This window comes from Thalassotalea piscium (genome assembly GCF_030295935.1).
In the GTDB taxonomy this organism is placed as follows: domain Bacteria; phylum Pseudomonadota; class Gammaproteobacteria; order Enterobacterales; family Alteromonadaceae; genus Thalassotalea_B; species Thalassotalea_B piscium.
In genome coordinates, this window is sequence record NZ_AP027362.1 from 2,236,743 (window position 1) to 2,254,298 (window position 17,556).

A 17,556-nucleotide genomic window follows, 5' to 3' on the forward strand; every position below is an offset into this window, starting at 1 on the left:
GAATTCAGGTTAACTATTAGCAACACGTTCAGCGATAGCCGCAAGTGCCATATCGATTCGAGCTAATACTTTCTCTTTTGGTAATAGTTCAAGTGTTATATCGAGTGAAGGAGAATTACCAGCACCAGTTGTAGCAACTCGTAATGGCATACCTACTTTACCCATACCAAGCGATAACTCTTCAGCAGTCGCATTAATTGCCGCGTGAATAGCCTCTGCTTTCCATTCAGTAAGTTCAGCTAATTTAACTTTAACAACTTCTAGTGGTTGTTGTGCCACCGGACGTAAGTGTTTTTTCAGTGCGTTGGCGTCAAACTCAGTAAAATCTTCAAAAAAGTAGCGTGATATTTCAGCCATTTCTTTTAATGTTTTTACGCGGTCTGCCTGTACTTGCACAATCGCTTCAAGCGACGGGCCAGTTTCAGTATTAATACCTTGTTCAGCCATATGCCACGCCAAATGTTCAGCCACGTAACTCGGTGCTAATGTTTTCATGTAATGCTGGTTTACCCAGATTAATTTTTCAGTATTAAAGCCTGATGGTGCACGATTGCAATCTTTTAAATCGAATAGCTCAATCATTTCTTCACGAGAGAAAATTTCTTGATCGCCATGTGACCAACCTAAACGTACTAAATAATTTAGAAGTGCTTCTGGTAAATAACCATCATCACGATACTGCATAACACTAACCGCACCATGACGTTTTGACAAACGCTTACCATCATCACCTAAAATCATTGGAATATGAGCATATTGCGGAATTTCTGCACCTAGTGCAGCTAAAATGTTAATTTGCTTGGGGGTGTTACTTACATGGTCATCACCACGCACTACATGTGTCACTTCCATATCCCAGTCATCAACAACTACGGTTAAATTATAAGTTGGTGTGCCATCTGAGCGAGCAATAATTAAATCATCTAATTCTTCATTTGAAATAGTAATGTCACCCTTAACTACATCGTGAATAACCACATCGCCGTCAAGTGGGTTTTTAAAGCGAATTACATAAGGTTTGTCGCTCGGATAATCAGTGCGATCACGCCAATAACCATTGTATTTTTCTTTTTCGCCTTTAGCACGTGCTTCTTCACGCATTGCCTCTACTTCTTCAGCAGTACTGTAACAACGATAAGCATGCCCTGACTCAACCAGTTGTGCAATAACCTCTTTATAACGGTCGAATCGTTCCGTTTGAAAGAATGGTCCTTGTGTCCATTCAAGGTTTAACCAGTTCATACCGTCCATTATCGCATCTACAGACGCTTGGGTAGAGCGCTCTATATCTGTGTCTTCAATTCTTAAAATAAATTGGCCTTTGTTTTTCTGTGCATATAACCAACTATAAAGTGCGGTGCGAGCACCACCTACATGTAAATATCCCGTTGGGCTAGGTGCAAATCGCGTTGTTAAACTCATATAACTCTCTCAATAAATAGAGGCGACCTGTTAGGGGCTGTTGCTCTTTCATTTTATAGCTTTGTTGCTCAAGAATAAGGGGCAATCGAAGCGCTTAAAGTAATATTTGGTTGGCCCAAATACACATTAAGCAACAAAGAGTGCCACTTTTCAAGGCAACCCAAAGGTCTATGGCTATTTTTCAACCTAACTACGTTAAAAATAGTTAAGGTAAAATAACTACACCTCACTATTTTTCCTCGTTATCTTAAAAATAACCTATAACAGAGCCTAAAAGGAAAGATCAACAACGCCTAGAAACAGATCAAATAAATTAGGGAATAAAATTGCGCACTATTTTATCAGGCTATCGAATTGAATACATCCTTTGAATTAATTAATAAGAGAAAAAGATTACAAAACAATCAGGATGTTGAAAAATAAAGCAGTCGAACATAATAACGATAAAAAACATCAAAAAAGTCATTGTTTTGGTTGACAGCTTTTTCGTTCCCCCTATAATACGCCCCACTGAATAACACTCTACTACAGAGAATATTTAGTGATATAGAGACGGACGATTAGCTCAGTTGGGAGAGCACCGCCCTTACAAGGCGGGGGTCACTGGTTCAAGCCCAGTATCGTCCACCACTTCTGTTAATAACTTAAGTGTAGGTAGACAATTTAGCGATTGTGGAATGAATAAAAGGTCGAATACCTTCTACTCTTTACCACCCACGCCGAATCACTGGTTCAAGCCCAGTATCGTCCACCAATTTTTATTTTTTTAAAAATTATTCTCTATCAAAATGATTGGACGATTAGCTCAGTTGGGAGAGCACCGCCCTTACAAGGCGGGGGTCACTGGTTCAAGCCCAGTATCGTCCACCAATTTTTGTTTTTTTATAAATTATTATTTATCACAATGATTGGACGATTAGCTCAGTTGGGAGAGCACCGCCCTTACAAGGCGGGGGTCACTGGTTCAAGCCCAGTATCGTCCACCACTCCTTATTCATATAAAAAATTTTAAAATTAAATTAATAAGGTCGAGCACCTTCTACCCTTTACCACCCGCGCCGTATCACTATTTCAAGCCCAGTATCGTCCACCACTCCTTATTCATATAAAAAATTTTAAAATTAAATTAATAAGGTCGAGCACCTTCTGCCCTTTAACTTTCGACCTCTCACTTTTATAGTGGATTAGAGATACCTGCTACGATTGAATAGATATGATGCTTTAATACTCGTTTCATTTGTTCAAACGCTAGCACTAACTCAGACTTGTCATGTATCAGCATTGCTTTTTTTTCTAACTGTAAAACTAGTGCAAAAGTAAGTTCTGCACTTTCTATCGGTGTTGGCGCACCAATAGCCTCGAACAACTCGACAATTTTGTCTACTTCATCTTGCCAAGTTTTTAATAACAAACTACTTAATTGCAGACTTCTTAATGCCTCGTTATGAAAAGCTAATTCAATTTTTCTATCTTCAGAGTTATCAAAGATTTGATTTCTTAGGTAAATTTCAGCGTCTAGGTATAGTTTATTAGCGAGTTCATTAGAGGGGATTTTTTCTTTTGTAAAGTGTGCTACATCAGCTTCAATTGAAGCAAAGTGTGGATTTTTTCTGACATCTATTTTTTTGTGCCAATAGACAAAAGTTGAACTTATTAGATCTTCAATACTTTTGAAGTGATAAGTAGTCGAACCTAAAGAAACAACAGCTTCCGCAGCTACAGCTCTGTGCCTTACCCCTCTCATACCACTTTTTTTTATCACTTCAAGTGTTGCAAGTAATATTCGTTCCTTAGCATTTTGCTTAGCTTTTGAAGTTTTGGGCATTATAGTTTAATCCATAAATAATATTTTTAAATTATACCGCTAGCTCTTAATAAAAAAAGGTCTTTCGTCAGACAAAAAATAGTCGTACTATAGTACAGTAATTGTTTTTTTACATAATATAAAATTAAATTTACTAATTTGAGAGTCCTATTTATGAAGGTTAATCGTCTTAACTTAAACCGCAGAACTATGTTAAAAACGATGACAGCATTTGGTGTTGCAAGTACCTTTGGTTTAACCGCTTGCAGTAAAGAAGAAAGTACAGCCCCAACTCAAGCACTTAAAGGAGCCTATGACAAAGACGGGAATGAGGTGACACCATGGACTAATTGGTCTGGAAATCAAACTTCAACGCCTAATGAACGTTTAGTACCAAAATCTACAGATGAATTATCGTCAATGATCAAAAACACTAACCAACGCATAAGATTGGTAGGTGCTGGTCATTCTTTCTCTGGCCTTGTTCCAACAAATGAAACCTTAATGTCATTAGCATATTTTTACGGTATCTCTAATATTGATAAAGAAAAAAAGCAATTTGATGTTGCCAGTAATACATTTTTAGCCGGTGTTGGTGAAGAGCTTTGGCAAAATGGTTTAAGCTTGGAAAACATGCCTGACATAAATACCCAAACATTTGGCGGTTCAATTGCAACATCAACCCACGGTACTGGCATCAATTATGGTTCAATGTCTTCAACGGTCAAAAATATTGTATTGGTTAATGGTTTAGGCGAAGAAATAAACTGTAATGTAGATGAAAATGCTGAGGTTTTTAATGCTGCTAGAACAAACTTGGGCACACTTGGCGCCGTAACAACCCTAAAAATTCAGGCCCAAGACAAATATTACTTAAAAGAAACTAGCTGGATGATGGATCTTGAAGAAGGCTTGGCAAAAACAGAACAGTTGAGAGATGAACACAGACATTTTGAATTATATGCCCTACCACACGCAGATTATATTTTAGGCATAACACTAGATAAGATTGAGCGCAAAGAGTTACTTTCAAGTACACCTAATACTGGTGATGCTTATGAAACATTCAAAACAATGTCAAAAGTAATAGACACACTACCTTACTTAAGAAGTTTTATTATCAACACTGGCGCCAGTACGGTTGAAAAAGAAGAAAGAACCGGCCGAAATTATGAGGTATTTGGTAATGTTCGCGATATTCGTTTCAACGAAATGGAATATTCAATTCCTGCTGAATACGGCGTTGCTTGTTTAAGAGAAATATTATCAACCATTAAAAAGCTTGATATTGATGTAATTTTTCCAATGGAATATCGCTATATTAAAGCAGATGATATTTGGCTCAGCCCCTTTTATCAGCGTGATAGTTGCGCTATTAGCTGTCATAATTTTCACGATAAAGATTACAAAAAATATTTCGCTGCTATTGAGCCAATTTTTTGGAAGTATGATGGACGACCACATTGGGGGAAAATACACACTTTAGCTGCAAAAGAGCAACGTGCTAGATACCCAATGTTTGATCAATTCTTAAAGGTTAGAAAAGCAATGGATCCTAAAAATATTTTTACTAACGAGCATATCAATAAAGTGCTAGGTTTAAGCTGATCATGTTTTTTGGAGATTAAAATGGATAGAAGAACATTTATTTTAGCCGGAGCAGCCTTAGGCGTTTCAGGCTACATGCTAAAACCGACGAATAACGGGATGCCTTATAACGATTACTTTTCACAAATCAACCAATCGCTAAAACACTCTGGTACCTATTTACCTAGTATGTTGGTTGATCTTGATATTGTTGATAATAATATTAAAGCACTATCGAGCATAATGAACCCTAAAGTTGACTTACGCATAGTAACAAAGTCGGTTCCTAGCCCTAAACTATTAGCGTATTTAATGGAAAAAACGCAAACTAATAAACTAATGGTTTTTCATCAGCCCTTCCTCAACCATATTGCTAATACTTATCCAGCAAGTGATGTACTAATGGGCAAACCATTACCGGTAAAGTCTGCTAAAACTTTCTATCAACACTTAGATACTAGTAGTCAATTTAACCCAAGCATACAGCTTCAATGGCTAATCGATACTAAAGCTAGGCTTAAGCAATATTTGGCATTAGCAAAGTCATTAGAGTTGTCACTTAAAATCAATATTGAACTCGACGTGGGGCTACACCGTGGTGGCTTGCAGCAGCCTGAGCAGCTAGATTCACTGTTAGAGATAATAGACGCTAACCCTGAATATTTAACATTTTCTGGCTTTATGGGATATGACCCACATGTAGTTAAAATTCCAAGCATTATTAAGTCTGCAGAGCAGGCTTACCAAGAGTCACAAACAATTTATCAACGCTTTATTGAACGTCTTTATACATTAAATAATAAATACAAAGCTCAGCCGCTATGCTTTAATGGCGCGGGTAGCCCAAGTATTGCTCTACATAAAAATAATACAGTAGCTAACGAGCTTTCTGCTGGCTCTTGTTTTGTTAAACCAGTTGATTTTGATATTCCCTCGCTCGCATCATTTACACCAGCTGCTTTTATCGCCACTCCAATCTTAAAAAAGATGAAAGGCACTCTTCTACCAGGTGTAGAGTTTGCACAACATATATTTCCATTGTGGGATCCTAATATGCAGGAGACCTATTTTATTTATGGTGGAAAGTGGCTTGCTAACTTTGAGTCCCCTCAAGGACTTCAAGGTAATGCGCTATTTGGCACAAGTACTAACCAAGAAATAGTGAATGCCGCTGATAATGTTAATTTAGCTGTTGATGACCATATATTTTTGAGACCAAAGCAGAGCGAGTTTGTTTTTCTACAATTTGGTAGTTTAATTACCCTGCGAGACCACAAAGTGAATGAACAATGGCCTATCTTAAAGCAGGAGTAACGCTAGAGAAGGCATCAGCTAAATCTAGTTATCACTAAATACCAAAAACTAAACCTGAAAGAAGGTACATCATTAAACAAGTGACGATAACTGCGATTATATTGAGTAAGAAGCCTGCTTTGATCATGTCAAATAAGCGCATTTTTTCATAGGAAAATACTATGGCATTGGGTGGTGTTGCTATAGGCATCATAAATGCCATTGACGCAGCAACAGCTGCAGGTACTGCTAGTGTGCGAGGATCAAGCTCTAACCCAATTGCTACAGCACCTAAAATAGGAAGAAATGTTGCCGTTGAAGCCGTATTAGACGTTATTTCGGTTAAATAAATCACGGCAATTACAACCGTAATTATTAGCAGCCAGGTACTAACATCTAAACCTGAAACTAATTCTCCTATCCATAACGCTAACCCTGTATTATTAAAGCCAAATGATAACGCAAGACCACCACCAAAAAGAAAAAGTATGCCCCACGGTAATTCTCTTGTCATACTCCAGTCTAATATAAATTGGCCACTGTTTTTAGACGCAGGCCAAGCAAATAATAACAAAGCAGCAACTAATGCAATACTGGTATCGTTAATGGGTAAACCCGTTAAATTTACCAAAGGTGTACGAAATATCCAGCCTAAGGCAGCACAAATAAATACGCCCGCTACCACCTTCTCAGGTTGAGTTATTGGACCTAATTCATCAAGTTCTGCTTTAATGAGCTGTTGAATATTTCCGACTCGAATACTTTTAGCTGGAAATATTAATTTGGTTAACAGTAACCAAGCAATAGGTAACATAAATAAAACAATAGGAAGACCAAATTGCATCCAAGTAAAAAAGTCTATTTGAATGTTATAACTACTGGTTAGAAAACTTGCTAAAAGTGCATTGGGTGGCGTACCAATTAAAGTACCTACACCGCCAATTGTTGCGCTATAGGCAATACCTAACATTAGTGCTACTCCAAAATTGTGTAACACCTTTTCATCAGTTGTTCTACGAGCAACAAAGTCAATCACAGATAAAGCTACCGCATACATCATAATAGTGGATGAGGTATTAGATATCCACATCGATAAGAATGCGGTTGCCAACATAAAGCCGCCAATAACACTCGACGGATTTGTGCCAACTACAGAAACTATTCTTAATGCTATTCGCTTATGCAGCCCCCACCTTTGCATGGCGACAGCCATTAAAAACCCACCCAAAAATAAAAAAATAATAGGATTACCGTACTGACTGGCAACAGGTGTCATTTCGCCAATACCTAATATTGGCATCAATGGAATAGGAAGTAATGCGGTAGCTGGAATTGGTATCGCTTCAGATAACCACCAAATAGCCATCCAAAGAATTAATGCAACTAAAGCCCAAGCTTCTTTTGTCATGCCATTAGGTACAGGTAAGTACATTAGCACTAGAGCTACAAGTGGGCCTAAAATAAACGCAAATAAGCGAAAATCATTAGATGAACTCAGTAATAATTGTTTTTCTTCTTCTAGTTCATTATCCATCATATCTCCGAAACTTTCGCTTGTATCAGTCGCTATTGGCAAGATTAAATTTATTAATGGCTATAGTGATTTCACAATTAGCTGTCATCGGCCTTGAAAATAATACCAACGGTAATAATTCGCTCTTCAACCATCTCACGAACATATAGCCGTACACCTTCAAGTTCAATGTAAGCATTTACATAAGCTTTAGAATTAAGTGTTGAACTTATCAACTCCTCTAATGTATGTTGTGGCTGTCCGGCAATAAAAATGTCATATGAGTGCGCTATATCAGCAATTTTTGTATTGGCTTTTACTCTAAGCTCTTTAGCTGAAAGTTCGTTTTTTTCTTCATCAATAGTGCCAGAAAAAACACAGTCAACAAATTCTCTAGCATTGGGGTTAAGTATTATAAACAACTGATCTTTCGCTTGTAATAGCGTTGATCCTCTTGGAGCTATTACATTACTATCACGACTGATCATCGCCATTATAGTGCTTTCAGGCAATGCTAGTTGAGATATTCGTCGGCCAATAGAGCGTGAAGTGCGTCCGAGTGTGTATTCAACAATATCTGCATCAACATCAGCTAAAGCGGTAATTTCAAGCGTAGCTGCGGGAGTAACAGGCGGCGGAAGGGTAAGTTTTAACTTTCTTGCCATCCAAGACAAAGTGGAACCTTGAAGCGTAGCGGATATTAACACCACAAAGAATACAACATTAAATATAAGTGCTGCACCAGGCAAACCAAAAATTAATGGAAAAATAGCTAAAATAATTGGCACAGAGCCACGTAAACCGACCCAAGAAACTAACGTTATTTCACGAATGTTAAAGCCAAACAGCGCTAAAACAGGAGCTACAGCGATAGGTCTTGCAACAAAAATTAAAACTAGCGCGATAATAAGACCTTCAAACCAAACATCTAATAACGATGACGGGGTGATCAACAAACCTAATACAACGAACATGGTAATTTGACTTAACCATGCTAAACCGTCATGAAATAAGAAGGTACTACGCTGAAAAACAAAGCGACTATTACCAATGACGACACCAGTAATAAACACAGCTAAAAATCCACTACCGCCAATGTTCGCGGTTATACCGAAAGACAACAGCCCGCATGCAGCTACCAATACAGGATAAAGCCCTGCAGCAACAAGTTGAACGCGATTAATTAATTTAACAGACAACCAACCGACACCAAGACCAACTGCAGCCCCCAAGCCCATTTGGGACAAGAACATGATTAATAAACCAGTTCCTGGCTCCATGTCGTTAACTAATACTTCAAGTAAACCCACAGTAAGAAATATTGCCATTGGATCGTTAGAAGCACTTTCTATCTCTAATGTCGCCTTTAGCTTTTTATTCAAATGAATACCCGCATTACGTAATAATGCAAATACTGCTGCGGCATCAGTTGAGCCGACAATAGCACCAAGTAACATGCCTTGTAACAACGGTATATCAAGAATATATGTAGCAGCAAGGCCTGTTACTGCACCTGTAATAAGTACACCAAGTGTTGCTAAAGTTGATGCCGGCAACCACACTTGCTTGATGGCTTTAAAGGGCGTTTGTAAGCCACCATCAAATAAGATCATCGCTAATGCTAACGTACCTAATGAGTGCGCAACCTCGGCATTGTCAAAAAATATTCCGCCAGGACCATCTTCCCCTGCTAGCATCCCCACAAGCAAAAAAAGTACTAACACAGGTAGGCCTAAACGAGCTGATAATTGACTTGAAATAATCCCAAGTAAAATAAGTACAGCTCCAAGCAATATTATTTGATCAATCAAAAACATATATTATTCTCATTAAAAGTCGAGCAGAGGTTAGCTAACTGGCTTTTCGAGCCAAAATTTATAAACTAAACTATTAACTTCATGGCTTAAATATTAACCTCATAAATTACAATAAGATAAGTAGAGTAGTAAATTTACATTAACTACTGTAACTGAAAACTCAGCAGCTACTACAATACCACTGATTATACACAAATCTTGAAATATAATTTATAAAAATCAGAGTGCTGTGTTAATTCAAAAAGAGTTAACTGAAATAAAGATAACTAAAGTAGCGCTAAACTAGCTGCAATAATCTTTTGCACTCAGAAAAACAGACATCTAGATGAAGAGTAATTAAATCAGGTTAAAGATTTATTGCGGCCATATTGAACAACTATATTCTCTTACACGCTTCAAGGCTCTCTAACTAATTAATTTTAGCTAACAATAGAGCTTAAATACAATTGCGTAATTTTTTCATCACTATAATTCAACCATTGTGACAATACTTGTTTGCTATGTTGCCCTAAATCAGGTGATGCGCTGTGATATTGCAAAGGCGTTGCCGAAAGATTGATAGGCGAAGAAACAGTATCGATAAGATCACCCTGTTTATTGCTCACTTGCCTTACCATTTTGCGATGCTTAACTTGTGGGTGATTAAATACTTGATCTAGAGTATTAACAGGGCCACAAGGCACATCAACATGCTCAAGTTGTTCAACCCACCATTGAGTTGTATGTAAAACAAGTTTGCCCGCTATTATAGGAATAAGCGTATTGCGATTAATTACACGTTGTTCGTTGGTCGCAAATTCTGGTTCATCAGCAATTTCAGGGCATTGAGCTACCTGACAAAACTTTCTAAATTGATTGTCATTTCCTACAGCCAAAATAATACTGCCGTTTTGAGTAGCAAAGGTTTGATAAGGCACAATATTAGGATGACCATTGCCTAACCGGTCTGGATTTTCACCTGTCGCAAGGTAATTCATACCTTGGTTAGCTAACGCTGCAACTTGCACATCAAGTAAAGCAATATCGATGTGTTGCCCCTCATTAGTATGATGCCGTGCCATTAATGCCGCTAATATGGCATTAGAACAATATAAACCTGTCATCACGTCCACTAAAGCTACACCCACTTTCATAGGCATACCTTCAGGCTCTCCCGTGATGCTCATCAAACCACCTTCCCCTTGAATCATAGCATCATAACCAGGTTTATTTGCACTAGGTCCATGTTGTCCAAACCCTGTAATAGAGCAATACACAAGCTGAGGGTTTAGCTTTTTAACACTTTCATAATCAAGTCCATATTGTTTAAGCCCTCCCACTTTATAGTTTTCAATCAATACATCAGCCTGCATAATTAAATCTTTGATCACCTGCTGACCTTGCGCTTTTGAGATATCAATGGCTATTGATTGTTTATTTCGGTTTACACAGTGAAAATAAGCGGCTTGGGGTGGTTGATTTGCCGTTGCGGCTTTAACAAATGGAGGTCCCCAGAAACGAGTATCATCCCCTTTTATTGGACGCTCAACTTTTATTACTTCAGCCCCCATATCAGCCAGCATTTGTGAAGCCCAAGGACCGGCTAATATACGGCTTAAGTCAATCACTTTAATATTATTTAATGCACTAACCATTGATAAACCGCCCTTTTCGGTTACTTTTATACATAGTAAACAGTCTTATATTCTGTTCTTCTAGTTTAGGGCGTCTTAAAAGTGTACGCCTTGATTACTATAATAAGGATAATTCTTTGTGATACTCTACCAATAATAAAAAACAAATCCTATTTAGTTGTACAGTAACGCAAAAAATCTATAAGAGGTTATTATGCACGCACTTAAAGACATTCAATTAATTAAACACTCTTCTTATATTAATGGTAGTTGGCATAGTAGTGTAAAAAGTTTGGCTGTTACTAATCCTGCAACTGGCGAATTAGTCGCTAATGTCAGTAATGCTGGCATTGCAGAAGTAGAACTGGCTATAGAATCTGCTAAGGATGCGTTTACCATGTGGTCTAAAAAGTCAGCCAATGAACGCGCTGGGTTAATGCGTAATTGGTTTAATTTAATGATGGAACATCAAGATGACTTAGGTCGCATCCTCACTTTAGAACAGGGTAAGCCACTTGCTGAAGCAAAAGGTGAAATAGCCTACGGTGCAGCGTTTATTGATTGGTTTGCTGAAGAAGGCAAACGTATTTATGGTGATACCATCCCTGCGCCTTCTAACGATAAGCGTATTGTAGTAATAAAACAGCCTGTAGGTGTTGTTGCTGCTATTACGCCATGGAACTTTCCTAACGCTATGATAGCTCGTAAAGCGGCTGCCGCGTTAGCCGCTGGCTGTACTTTTGTTGTGCGCCCTGCAACCCAGACGCCTTTATCAGCACTCGCAATGGCAGAATTAGCTGAGCGTGCTGGTATTCCTGCTGGGGTATTCAATGTAGTGGTTGGAGATGATGCTCGTGGTATGGGTAAAGTGTTAACTGAACACCCTGACGTAGCTAAATTTACTTTCACTGGCTCAACATCAGTGGGCAAATCTCTTATTAGTCAATGCGCCTCTACGGTGAAAAAAGTTTCAATGGAATTAGGTGGAAACGCTCCTTTTATCGTATTTTCTGATGCAGATATCGATGCGGCAGTACAAGGTGCATTAGCATCAAAGTATCGTAATGCAGGCCAAACTTGTGTGTGTACTAACCGAATTTTAGTTCACAAAGATGTAATGGCGCAGTTCAGCGAAAAATTTGTTGCTGCTGTTAGTGAGTTATCTACAGGTAACGGCTTAACTGAAGGAGTAACCGTTGGCCCGATGATAAACAAGCAAGCGGTTAGCGATGTACAGAAGCTTGTTGATGATTCCGTTGAAATGGGAGCAAAGCTTGTGTTAGGTGGAAAAATCGTTCAGGAAGGCTCGTGCTTTTATCAACCCACTATTTTAGCCAATGTCAGTAACGACATGCCGATTGCCGCCAATGAAATTTTTGGGCCAGTGTCGCCGCTAATTTCGTTTGCAAACGAAGAAGAAGCATTGGCGATAGCTAATGACACCGAATATGGCTTAGCAGCCTATTTTTATGCTCGCGATATTGGCCTTATTTGGCGCATTGCTGAAGGCTTAGAGTTTGGCATGATAGGTATAAATGAAGGTATTATTTCAAATGCTGCCGCCCCGTTCGGTGGGGTAAAACAATCAGGTAATGGTCGAGAAGGTTCTAAATATGGCCTAGACGATTACTTGGAAATAAAATACTTATGTATGGGGGGGATTAGATAAGTAACACAAAGCATTAGCCAAATAAAAAGGTTAATGTACCAAGGTTAAGGTGTTCAGTGAAACACCTTAATTCAGCTACTTTGATGAAGCCAGTCACTTACAAACTAACTACGAGTTAACCGAGCAAATTTAGCATTATAAATCGAATAAGAAAGTGCCAATAGTAAGCAAATAGCGGCGGGTACAAAAAGAGCATAAATACTATATAACGTAAACAAATAGGCTCCTAACGTACCACCTAGAACAAACCCCAAGACAATAAGCATAAAAAGTAATGCTTTACGGCTATCAAAGGGTTCTCCTCTAAATTTAGCGCCTAACATAATACCTAAATCAGTAAATATTCCTGTTAAATGTGTTGTTCGTACTACAGCACCACTATAAGTCGTAGCTAACGCATTTTGTAATCCACACGCCGCTGAAGCTAAATAATGGCCGTATAAAGAGTCTTGTGTTAGAAAGTAGATCGCCCCAAATAGAAAAACCGACTCTATTGTCAGCAGTCCACTATAATTTCGCCCTAACTTTAATGCCCCACTTCTTAAAAAGTAACCTGAGATGGCTGCCCCCATCATGAAGCTTAAAATAATAATAGATAAGTGTGAAATATCACTAAAGGTTGAATTGATAACACTGGTGCCTAGCTGGGTGGCTAATCCTGACAAATGTGAAATAGACTGATGCTTAAAACCTAATAACCCAATCGCGTTAACTAGGCCTGCGACTAAAGCAAGCACAAACGCTCCATATTCTACCCAACGGGGTAACTTTGAAATCATAGGCTTTCTTTATCTCTCGATATACAAGGTTAGTTAGTCCTTTTAATTTTAATCTTAGTAACTTCAGATGCTACCATCCAGCATGAAATAACTAAGCATAAATCACCAAGAGGCAGAAAATTATCTAATTCCATATTAATCGTAATATAAATTAAACTCACTGATGGGATTAAACCCGCAAGCCAAGTGTTTTTAAAGAAAAGTGTATATCCATAGTACGCGTATAGCGCTCCGACAGCACCGCCAATTAACGCCAATAATGTAAAGAAAAATAAGTTAGCGAGTGATAAGCTACTCTCTTCAAAATAATAAGCAATTAACCAATAAGAAACAGGTAGTACAAGCACACTAGTAAATAATTTAACCAAATCGCTTCTATTCATAAGATTCCATCAATCATTATTATCAAACAAGCATTAAATTTTATAATATATTAGCCTCTGTTGAGCTTTAAATTTATAGCTGCTGCCAGTCGCTCAAGTTATTCTCCTTCGCACTATATTGATAATACCATGCCATAATAAGTCCAAATAATATGCCTGAAACTAGACTGGATACAATTGCAGTTACTATTGACATATTTTGTTCACTCCATTGAGTAAACCACAATATCCCCCCCCCAAGCCGAACTAAACCAAACTGACAATATAATGAAGTTGCTTAAAAAAGTATTGTAATGCAGCGGGCGTGCATTAAAACCAATAGCGTTAAGTAAAAAGCAAATTGGTGAGTTGTAACTATATTTCGACATTTTCGACATGCTAAGCTCTTTGTTGGCCGCATTTAATTTATCCTGAAATGACACTATGTAGCTCCCTATTTTTAATAAAATGCTTATTAATATCCCAATATTTTAAGTGCAATATAGGGTGAAAAAATAAAAACAAAAGACAATGCTTTATGTTGTGCAATATATTTAAAATATATTAATGTTAAATCCTTCTCTGAAATATCAAACATTTTACCGTGGATTGAAATCAAGAAAGACTTCATTGTAATAACTAATAGCGATGCGACAACTAAAAAAACAATATTTATAATCGAAATCCATCCAAGTACTTCAGTTAATTGAACAAGTGATATCATAGTTTACCTCTTAAATTTAATTAGTATTTTAGTAGTCCTACTCTTGTATCAGTATTTATTCGCCTATAAATAACCTGAAGTCGGATAATGGATGTATGACGTGGTTTAATGGATTCGACTACCCCAGTTAAGAGATAATAAACTTAACTGGAGATCAACATGACAAAACGTAAAAAGTATTCTAAAGAATTTAAACTCGATGCTATCGCATTAGTTATTGAACAAAACTATAGTCAGGCGGAAGCTTCGAGAAATTTGGGCATTAATCCCAACATGCTTGGCCGGTGGATCAAGGAAGCTGAAAATGATGATGGTCAGGCTTTCAGAGGAAACGGTAAATTAACACCTGAGCAAGAAGAAATTCGTCAGTTAAAAGCACAAGTAAAACGCCTCGAAATGGAGCGAGAAGTGTTAAAAAAAGCGACGGTCTTCTTTGCCAAAGAAACGAAGTAAAATATTCGTTTATCGCCCTACATAAGAAGATCTGGCCAGTGGTGCTCATGTGCCACGTACTGGGTGTTAAAAGCAATAATTATTATAGTTATCAAAAACGTAACCTCGACAAACAGGAAGATCCGACGCATGAAGAAATGCTTGATTGGGTCAAAGATATAGCAAAGTTCAGCGATAATACTTATGGCGAACGTCGTATTCAAAAAGTGCTTAATGCGCTTAGCTATCCTGTAAGTCGACAAAAAACAGCGAAGCTTATGAAAGAAGCGGGCGTGTGGGTTCGCTATAAAAAGAAATACAAAGTAACAACGAATAGTGATCATAATAAGCCCGTTTACGACAATGAGCTTCAACAAGATTTTACCGTAGCAGCACCGAACCAAGTTTGGGTGCAAGACATCAGCTATATTTGGACATCTGAAGGCTGGTTATATTTAGCGGTTGTCATTGATTTATACTCTCGTAAAGTCGTGGGCTGGAGTATGGGGTCGAGAATGAAGGCTCAGCTGGTTTGTGATGCATTGACCATGGCCATTTGGCAACGTCAGCCGAAGGCTGGGTTAATCGTGCATTCAGATCAAGGCGTTCAATATGCAAGCCACCAATATCGGCGGTTATTAAAGGACCATAGCTTTATTGGCAGTATGAGCAAAAAGGGGTGCTGTTGGGATAATGCTGTTGCTGAAAGCTTCTTTGGCAGTTTGAAGCAAGAGCGAGTTCATTGGCGTAACTATGAAACACGCTATGGTGCACAGCAAGATGTCTTGAATTACATAACGATGTGGTACAACAGTCGTCGTTTGCATTCTTACCTGGGTTACCAAAGTCCGAGTGATTTTGAACGGGCGACAGAAGACTTAGAAATGGTTGCTTAACTGAGGTGACTGAATTTAGTTGACCAGGTCATTACGTTTAACGCATATAAAAGTTATACTTTGCAATATTGTAAATTATCTCTACCTTAGTACTAAGTGCAAGTTTGCTACCAATGCTATAAGTTTTGTGTGAATAAGGCTTATTTGTGTGCTTAGCTTATCCCAAATTCAGGTTAATTAGAGTAAAGCCGTTAATCAATACTATAAAAAACTAACCAGTAAAAGTAAGCCTATGATAAACGCCCCACCTAGTAAATATTTACCGAAAGTCGCATTTTTTGTAGTATTTTCTGGCGTTTAATTTTAAATAGGGTTAATTGAGCTTCGCTTAACGTAGCACATTGATCACAGGTATCTAATGATGCTGAGTAGTATAGTTCACACCTCTGACAGCGCTTTGGTTTCTGTTGCTTAGCTCTCCAAGCAGCGCTCATACCTGCCGACATTGTTAACTCCTTTATCTGTGCCTTATCTATCAGCCTTTAAACTCTCACTAAGCGAACACTTTATTATACCAATCTCACTAATTATGTGATCATTTCTACTGGTTAAAACAATCAACTACTGCGTTATTTATTTTATAATTAGAACAACTAGTTATGAAAATAAATGCCTTGTATTTGACTGTTTTCACTGCGTATAAAATAGATCACTTACTTAATGAAACTGGTATTATACGGGTTAGTATCAAGTTAACACGAAGAATATTTGAATGTTCATTTTATATTATAATTAGGTATATTGGAGCCCTTACTATTGTGATATTTTAGCTTATGCTAACAATCAATAAAAATTAAGGAAGTTACATTGAGATTATGCCCCAATTGTAAGCAGGTTATCCAATGGAAAAAAATTATAACAATATCCAGAACATCTCCTATTGTATGTAAAGTCTGTAGCGCAACTATAATTCTTGATCACCCTAAACAACGAGGGCGTGTTGAGCTTTCGAGTACAAATTTTGTACGAATTAAACATGATTTAATTGAGGCATAGCGAATAAAGTGTAGTATTCTACATAAATGAGCTAGAACGAAAAGTAAATCATGTTTAAACGTATCCGTAGGACAGCGCCTCTTTGGTTTTTCTACGGCGTTTTCACTTATTTATGGGGAACAACCCCATTACATAAGTTCAGCCTAGTATAAACACCAAATAAATCGCTGCAAAAATGTACTCGAAAGCTCAACACCCCCTAGTGTTAGCATTTTTATGTATACTGCCTGGCTTGTTGTTAATGCTTATTCAAAGTAATTATCCAGAAAGCGAAATCAATATTTTTGCTTATACAGTATTATTGGTACTTGGCATTATCTTGTACTTCAAAAGGGTAAAACTAAAGTGCCTGTAATCGTTATGGGTAGGTCTGAAAGGAAAACATGAATTACTTTATAATCGCTTTTGGTGTGATTTTGGTATTTTTATATCTGCTAAATAAGCAAAATACTCACAATAAAAAGGCTGACACTAAATTTTCAGTTTTCTCTAAAGATGCAAAGCAAGAGCATAAAAAGCATCAAGCTGAAAGTGGCGTTCTTATTTTTTGGGCTATTGTTATACCAATCCCACTAACTATGTGATCTTTTCTACTGGTTAAAACAATCAACTACTGTGTTATTTATTTTATAATTAGAATAACTAGTTA

At 37.6% G+C, this 17,556-nt stretch carries 13 protein-coding genes, 3 tRNA genes and 1 pseudogene; 8 read left to right on the top strand and 9 right to left on the bottom strand.

The window, feature by feature from the left end; translation table 11 throughout:
* Nucleotides 1-9: 9 nt before the first annotated feature.
* Nucleotides 10-1,422: a glutamate--tRNA ligase gene (gltX, locus tag QUD79_RS09730; protein WP_184422721.1), complete on the bottom strand. Its 1,413-nt coding sequence runs from the start codon at nt 1,420-1,422 to the stop codon at nt 10-12.
* A 554-nt stretch (nt 1,423-1,976) separates the two neighbouring features.
* Here gltX and QUD79_RS09735 point away from each other — a divergent pair.
* The 3 genes from QUD79_RS09735 to QUD79_RS09745 all read left to right on the top strand — a co-directional run bounded on the left by QUD79_RS09735 (nt 1,977) and on the right by QUD79_RS09745 (nt 2,408).
* A tRNA-Val gene (locus QUD79_RS09735) sits at nt 1,977-2,052 on the top strand.
* Between the two features lie 164 nt (nt 2,053-2,216).
* Nucleotides 2,217-2,292 (top strand) — tRNA-Val (locus tag QUD79_RS09740).
* 40 nt (nt 2,293-2,332) lie between these two features.
* Nucleotides 2,333-2,408, top strand: a tRNA-Val gene (locus QUD79_RS09745).
* A 188-nt stretch (nt 2,409-2,596) separates the two neighbouring features.
* Here QUD79_RS09745 and QUD79_RS09750 read toward each other — a convergent pair.
* On the bottom strand, nt 2,597-3,247 hold the full coding sequence (locus tag QUD79_RS09750; protein WP_184422723.1) for a TetR/AcrR family transcriptional regulator: 651 nt from the start codon (nt 3,245-3,247) through the stop codon (nt 2,597-2,599).
* Nucleotides 3,248-3,400: 153 nt separating this feature from the next.
* Here QUD79_RS09750 and QUD79_RS09755 point away from each other — a divergent pair, with 153 nt between their 5' ends.
* Both QUD79_RS09755 and QUD79_RS09760 read left to right on the top strand, forming a co-directional pair.
* Complete coding sequence (locus QUD79_RS09755) at nt 3,401-4,834, top strand: D-arabinono-1,4-lactone oxidase (protein WP_184422725.1); 1,434 nt, start codon at nt 3,401-3,403, stop codon at nt 4,832-4,834.
* A gap of 21 nt (nt 4,835-4,855) precedes the next feature.
* Nucleotides 4,856-6,127: an alanine racemase gene (locus tag QUD79_RS09760; RefSeq protein ID WP_184422727.1), complete on the top strand. Its 1,272-nt coding sequence runs from the start codon at nt 4,856-4,858 to the stop codon at nt 6,125-6,127.
* A 34-nt stretch (nt 6,128-6,161) separates the two neighbouring features.
* Here the strand turns inward: QUD79_RS09760 and QUD79_RS09765 are convergent, their stop codons facing one another.
* The 3 genes from QUD79_RS09765 to QUD79_RS09775 form a co-directional block, all read right to left on the bottom strand.
* Nucleotides 6,162-7,643 (bottom strand): SLC13 family permease, encoded by a 1,482-nt coding sequence (locus QUD79_RS09765; protein WP_184422735.1) that lies wholly within the window; start codon nt 7,641-7,643, stop codon nt 6,162-6,164.
* Between the two features lie 74 nt (nt 7,644-7,717).
* Nucleotides 7,718-9,436, bottom strand: coding sequence for a potassium/proton antiporter (locus tag QUD79_RS09770; RefSeq protein ID WP_184422737.1), 1,719 nt, complete (start codon nt 9,434-9,436; stop codon nt 7,718-7,720).
* Between the two features lie 419 nt (nt 9,437-9,855).
* Entirely contained in the window at nt 9,856-11,070 is a 1,215-nt protein-coding gene (locus QUD79_RS09775) for a CaiB/BaiF CoA transferase family protein (protein WP_184422739.1), read from the bottom strand.
* 193 nt (nt 11,071-11,263) lie between these two features.
* Between QUD79_RS09775 and QUD79_RS09780 the strand changes: the two genes are divergently transcribed.
* On the top strand, nt 11,264-12,718 hold the full coding sequence (locus tag QUD79_RS09780) for an NAD-dependent succinate-semialdehyde dehydrogenase (protein WP_184422741.1): 1,455 nt from the start codon (nt 11,264-11,266) through the stop codon (nt 12,716-12,718).
* 104 nt (nt 12,719-12,822) lie between these two features.
* Here QUD79_RS09780 and QUD79_RS09785 read toward each other — a convergent pair whose 3' ends face one another.
* The 4 genes and pseudogenes from QUD79_RS09785 to QUD79_RS17460 all read right to left on the bottom strand — a co-directional run bounded on the left by QUD79_RS09785 (nt 12,823) and on the right by QUD79_RS17460 (nt 14,583).
* A complete protein-coding gene (locus tag QUD79_RS09785) occupies nt 12,823-13,497 on the bottom strand; it encodes a YoaK family protein (protein ID WP_184422743.1) in 675 nt (224 codons plus the stop codon).
* Nucleotides 13,498-13,526: 29 nt separating this feature from the next.
* Nucleotides 13,527-13,880: a hypothetical protein gene (locus tag QUD79_RS09790; RefSeq protein WP_184422745.1), complete on the bottom strand. Its 354-nt coding sequence runs from the start codon at nt 13,878-13,880 to the stop codon at nt 13,527-13,529.
* A gap of 73 nt (nt 13,881-13,953) precedes the next feature.
* A pseudogene (locus QUD79_RS17455) lies at nt 13,954-14,257 on the bottom strand (DUF6404 family protein).
* 77 nt (nt 14,258-14,334) lie between these two features.
* Nucleotides 14,335-14,583, bottom strand: a complete 249-nt coding sequence (locus QUD79_RS17460; RefSeq protein ID WP_350226568.1) for a DUF6868 family protein — start codon at nt 14,581-14,583, stop codon at nt 14,335-14,337.
* A 159-nt stretch (nt 14,584-14,742) separates the two neighbouring features.
* Here QUD79_RS17460 and QUD79_RS09800 point away from each other — a divergent pair.
* Nucleotides 14,743-15,911 (top strand): IS3 family transposase gene (locus tag QUD79_RS09800; RefSeq protein WP_425506909.1). Its coding sequence is split into 2 segments (ribosomal slippage): nt 14,743-14,992 and nt 14,992-15,911, totalling 1,170 coding nucleotides; the frame shifts between segments, so codons are not numbered across the junction.
* A 1,379-nt stretch (nt 15,912-17,290) separates the two neighbouring features.
* Nucleotides 17,291-17,491, top strand: a complete 201-nt coding sequence (locus QUD79_RS09805) for a hypothetical protein (RefSeq protein ID WP_184423263.1) — start codon at nt 17,291-17,293, stop codon at nt 17,489-17,491.
* The last annotated feature ends 65 nt before the right edge of the window (nt 17,492-17,556 follow it).

Excerpts from the sequence above, each read along its gene's own strand:
- QUD79_RS09785 (WP_184422743.1), bottom strand. The coding sequence starts at position 13,497 with ATGATTTCAAAGTTACCCCGTTGGGTAGAATATGGAGCGTTTGTGCTT.
- QUD79_RS09775 (WP_184422739.1), bottom strand. The coding sequence starts at position 11,070 with ATGGTTAGTGCATTAAATAATATTAAAGTGATTGACTTAAGCCGTATA.
- QUD79_RS09770 (WP_184422737.1), bottom strand. The coding sequence starts at position 9,436 with ATGTTTTTGATTGATCAAATAATATTGCTTGGAGCTGTACTTATTTTA.
- QUD79_RS09805 (WP_184423263.1), top strand. The coding sequence starts at position 17,291 with ATGAATTACTTTATAATCGCTTTTGGTGTGATTTTGGTATTTTTATAT.
- QUD79_RS09790 (WP_184422745.1), bottom strand. The coding sequence starts at position 13,880 with ATGAATAGAAGCGATTTGGTTAAATTATTTACTAGTGTGCTTGTACTA.
- QUD79_RS17460 (WP_350226568.1), bottom strand. The coding sequence starts at position 14,583 with ATGATATCACTTGTTCAATTAACTGAAGTACTTGGATGGATTTCGATT.
- QUD79_RS09765 (WP_184422735.1), bottom strand. The coding sequence starts at position 7,643 with ATGATGGATAATGAACTAGAAGAAGAAAAACAATTATTACTGAGTTCA.
- QUD79_RS09755 (WP_184422725.1), top strand. The coding sequence starts at position 3,401 with ATGAAGGTTAATCGTCTTAACTTAAACCGCAGAACTATGTTAAAAACG.
- QUD79_RS09780 (WP_184422741.1), top strand. The coding sequence starts at position 11,264 with ATGCACGCACTTAAAGACATTCAATTAATTAAACACTCTTCTTATATT.
- gltX (WP_184422721.1), bottom strand. The coding sequence starts at position 1,422 with ATGAGTTTAACAACGCGATTTGCACCTAGCCCAACGGGATATTTACAT.
- QUD79_RS09750 (WP_184422723.1), bottom strand. The coding sequence starts at position 3,247 with ATGCCCAAAACTTCAAAAGCTAAGCAAAATGCTAAGGAACGAATATTA.
- QUD79_RS09760 (WP_184422727.1), top strand. The coding sequence starts at position 4,856 with ATGGATAGAAGAACATTTATTTTAGCCGGAGCAGCCTTAGGCGTTTCA.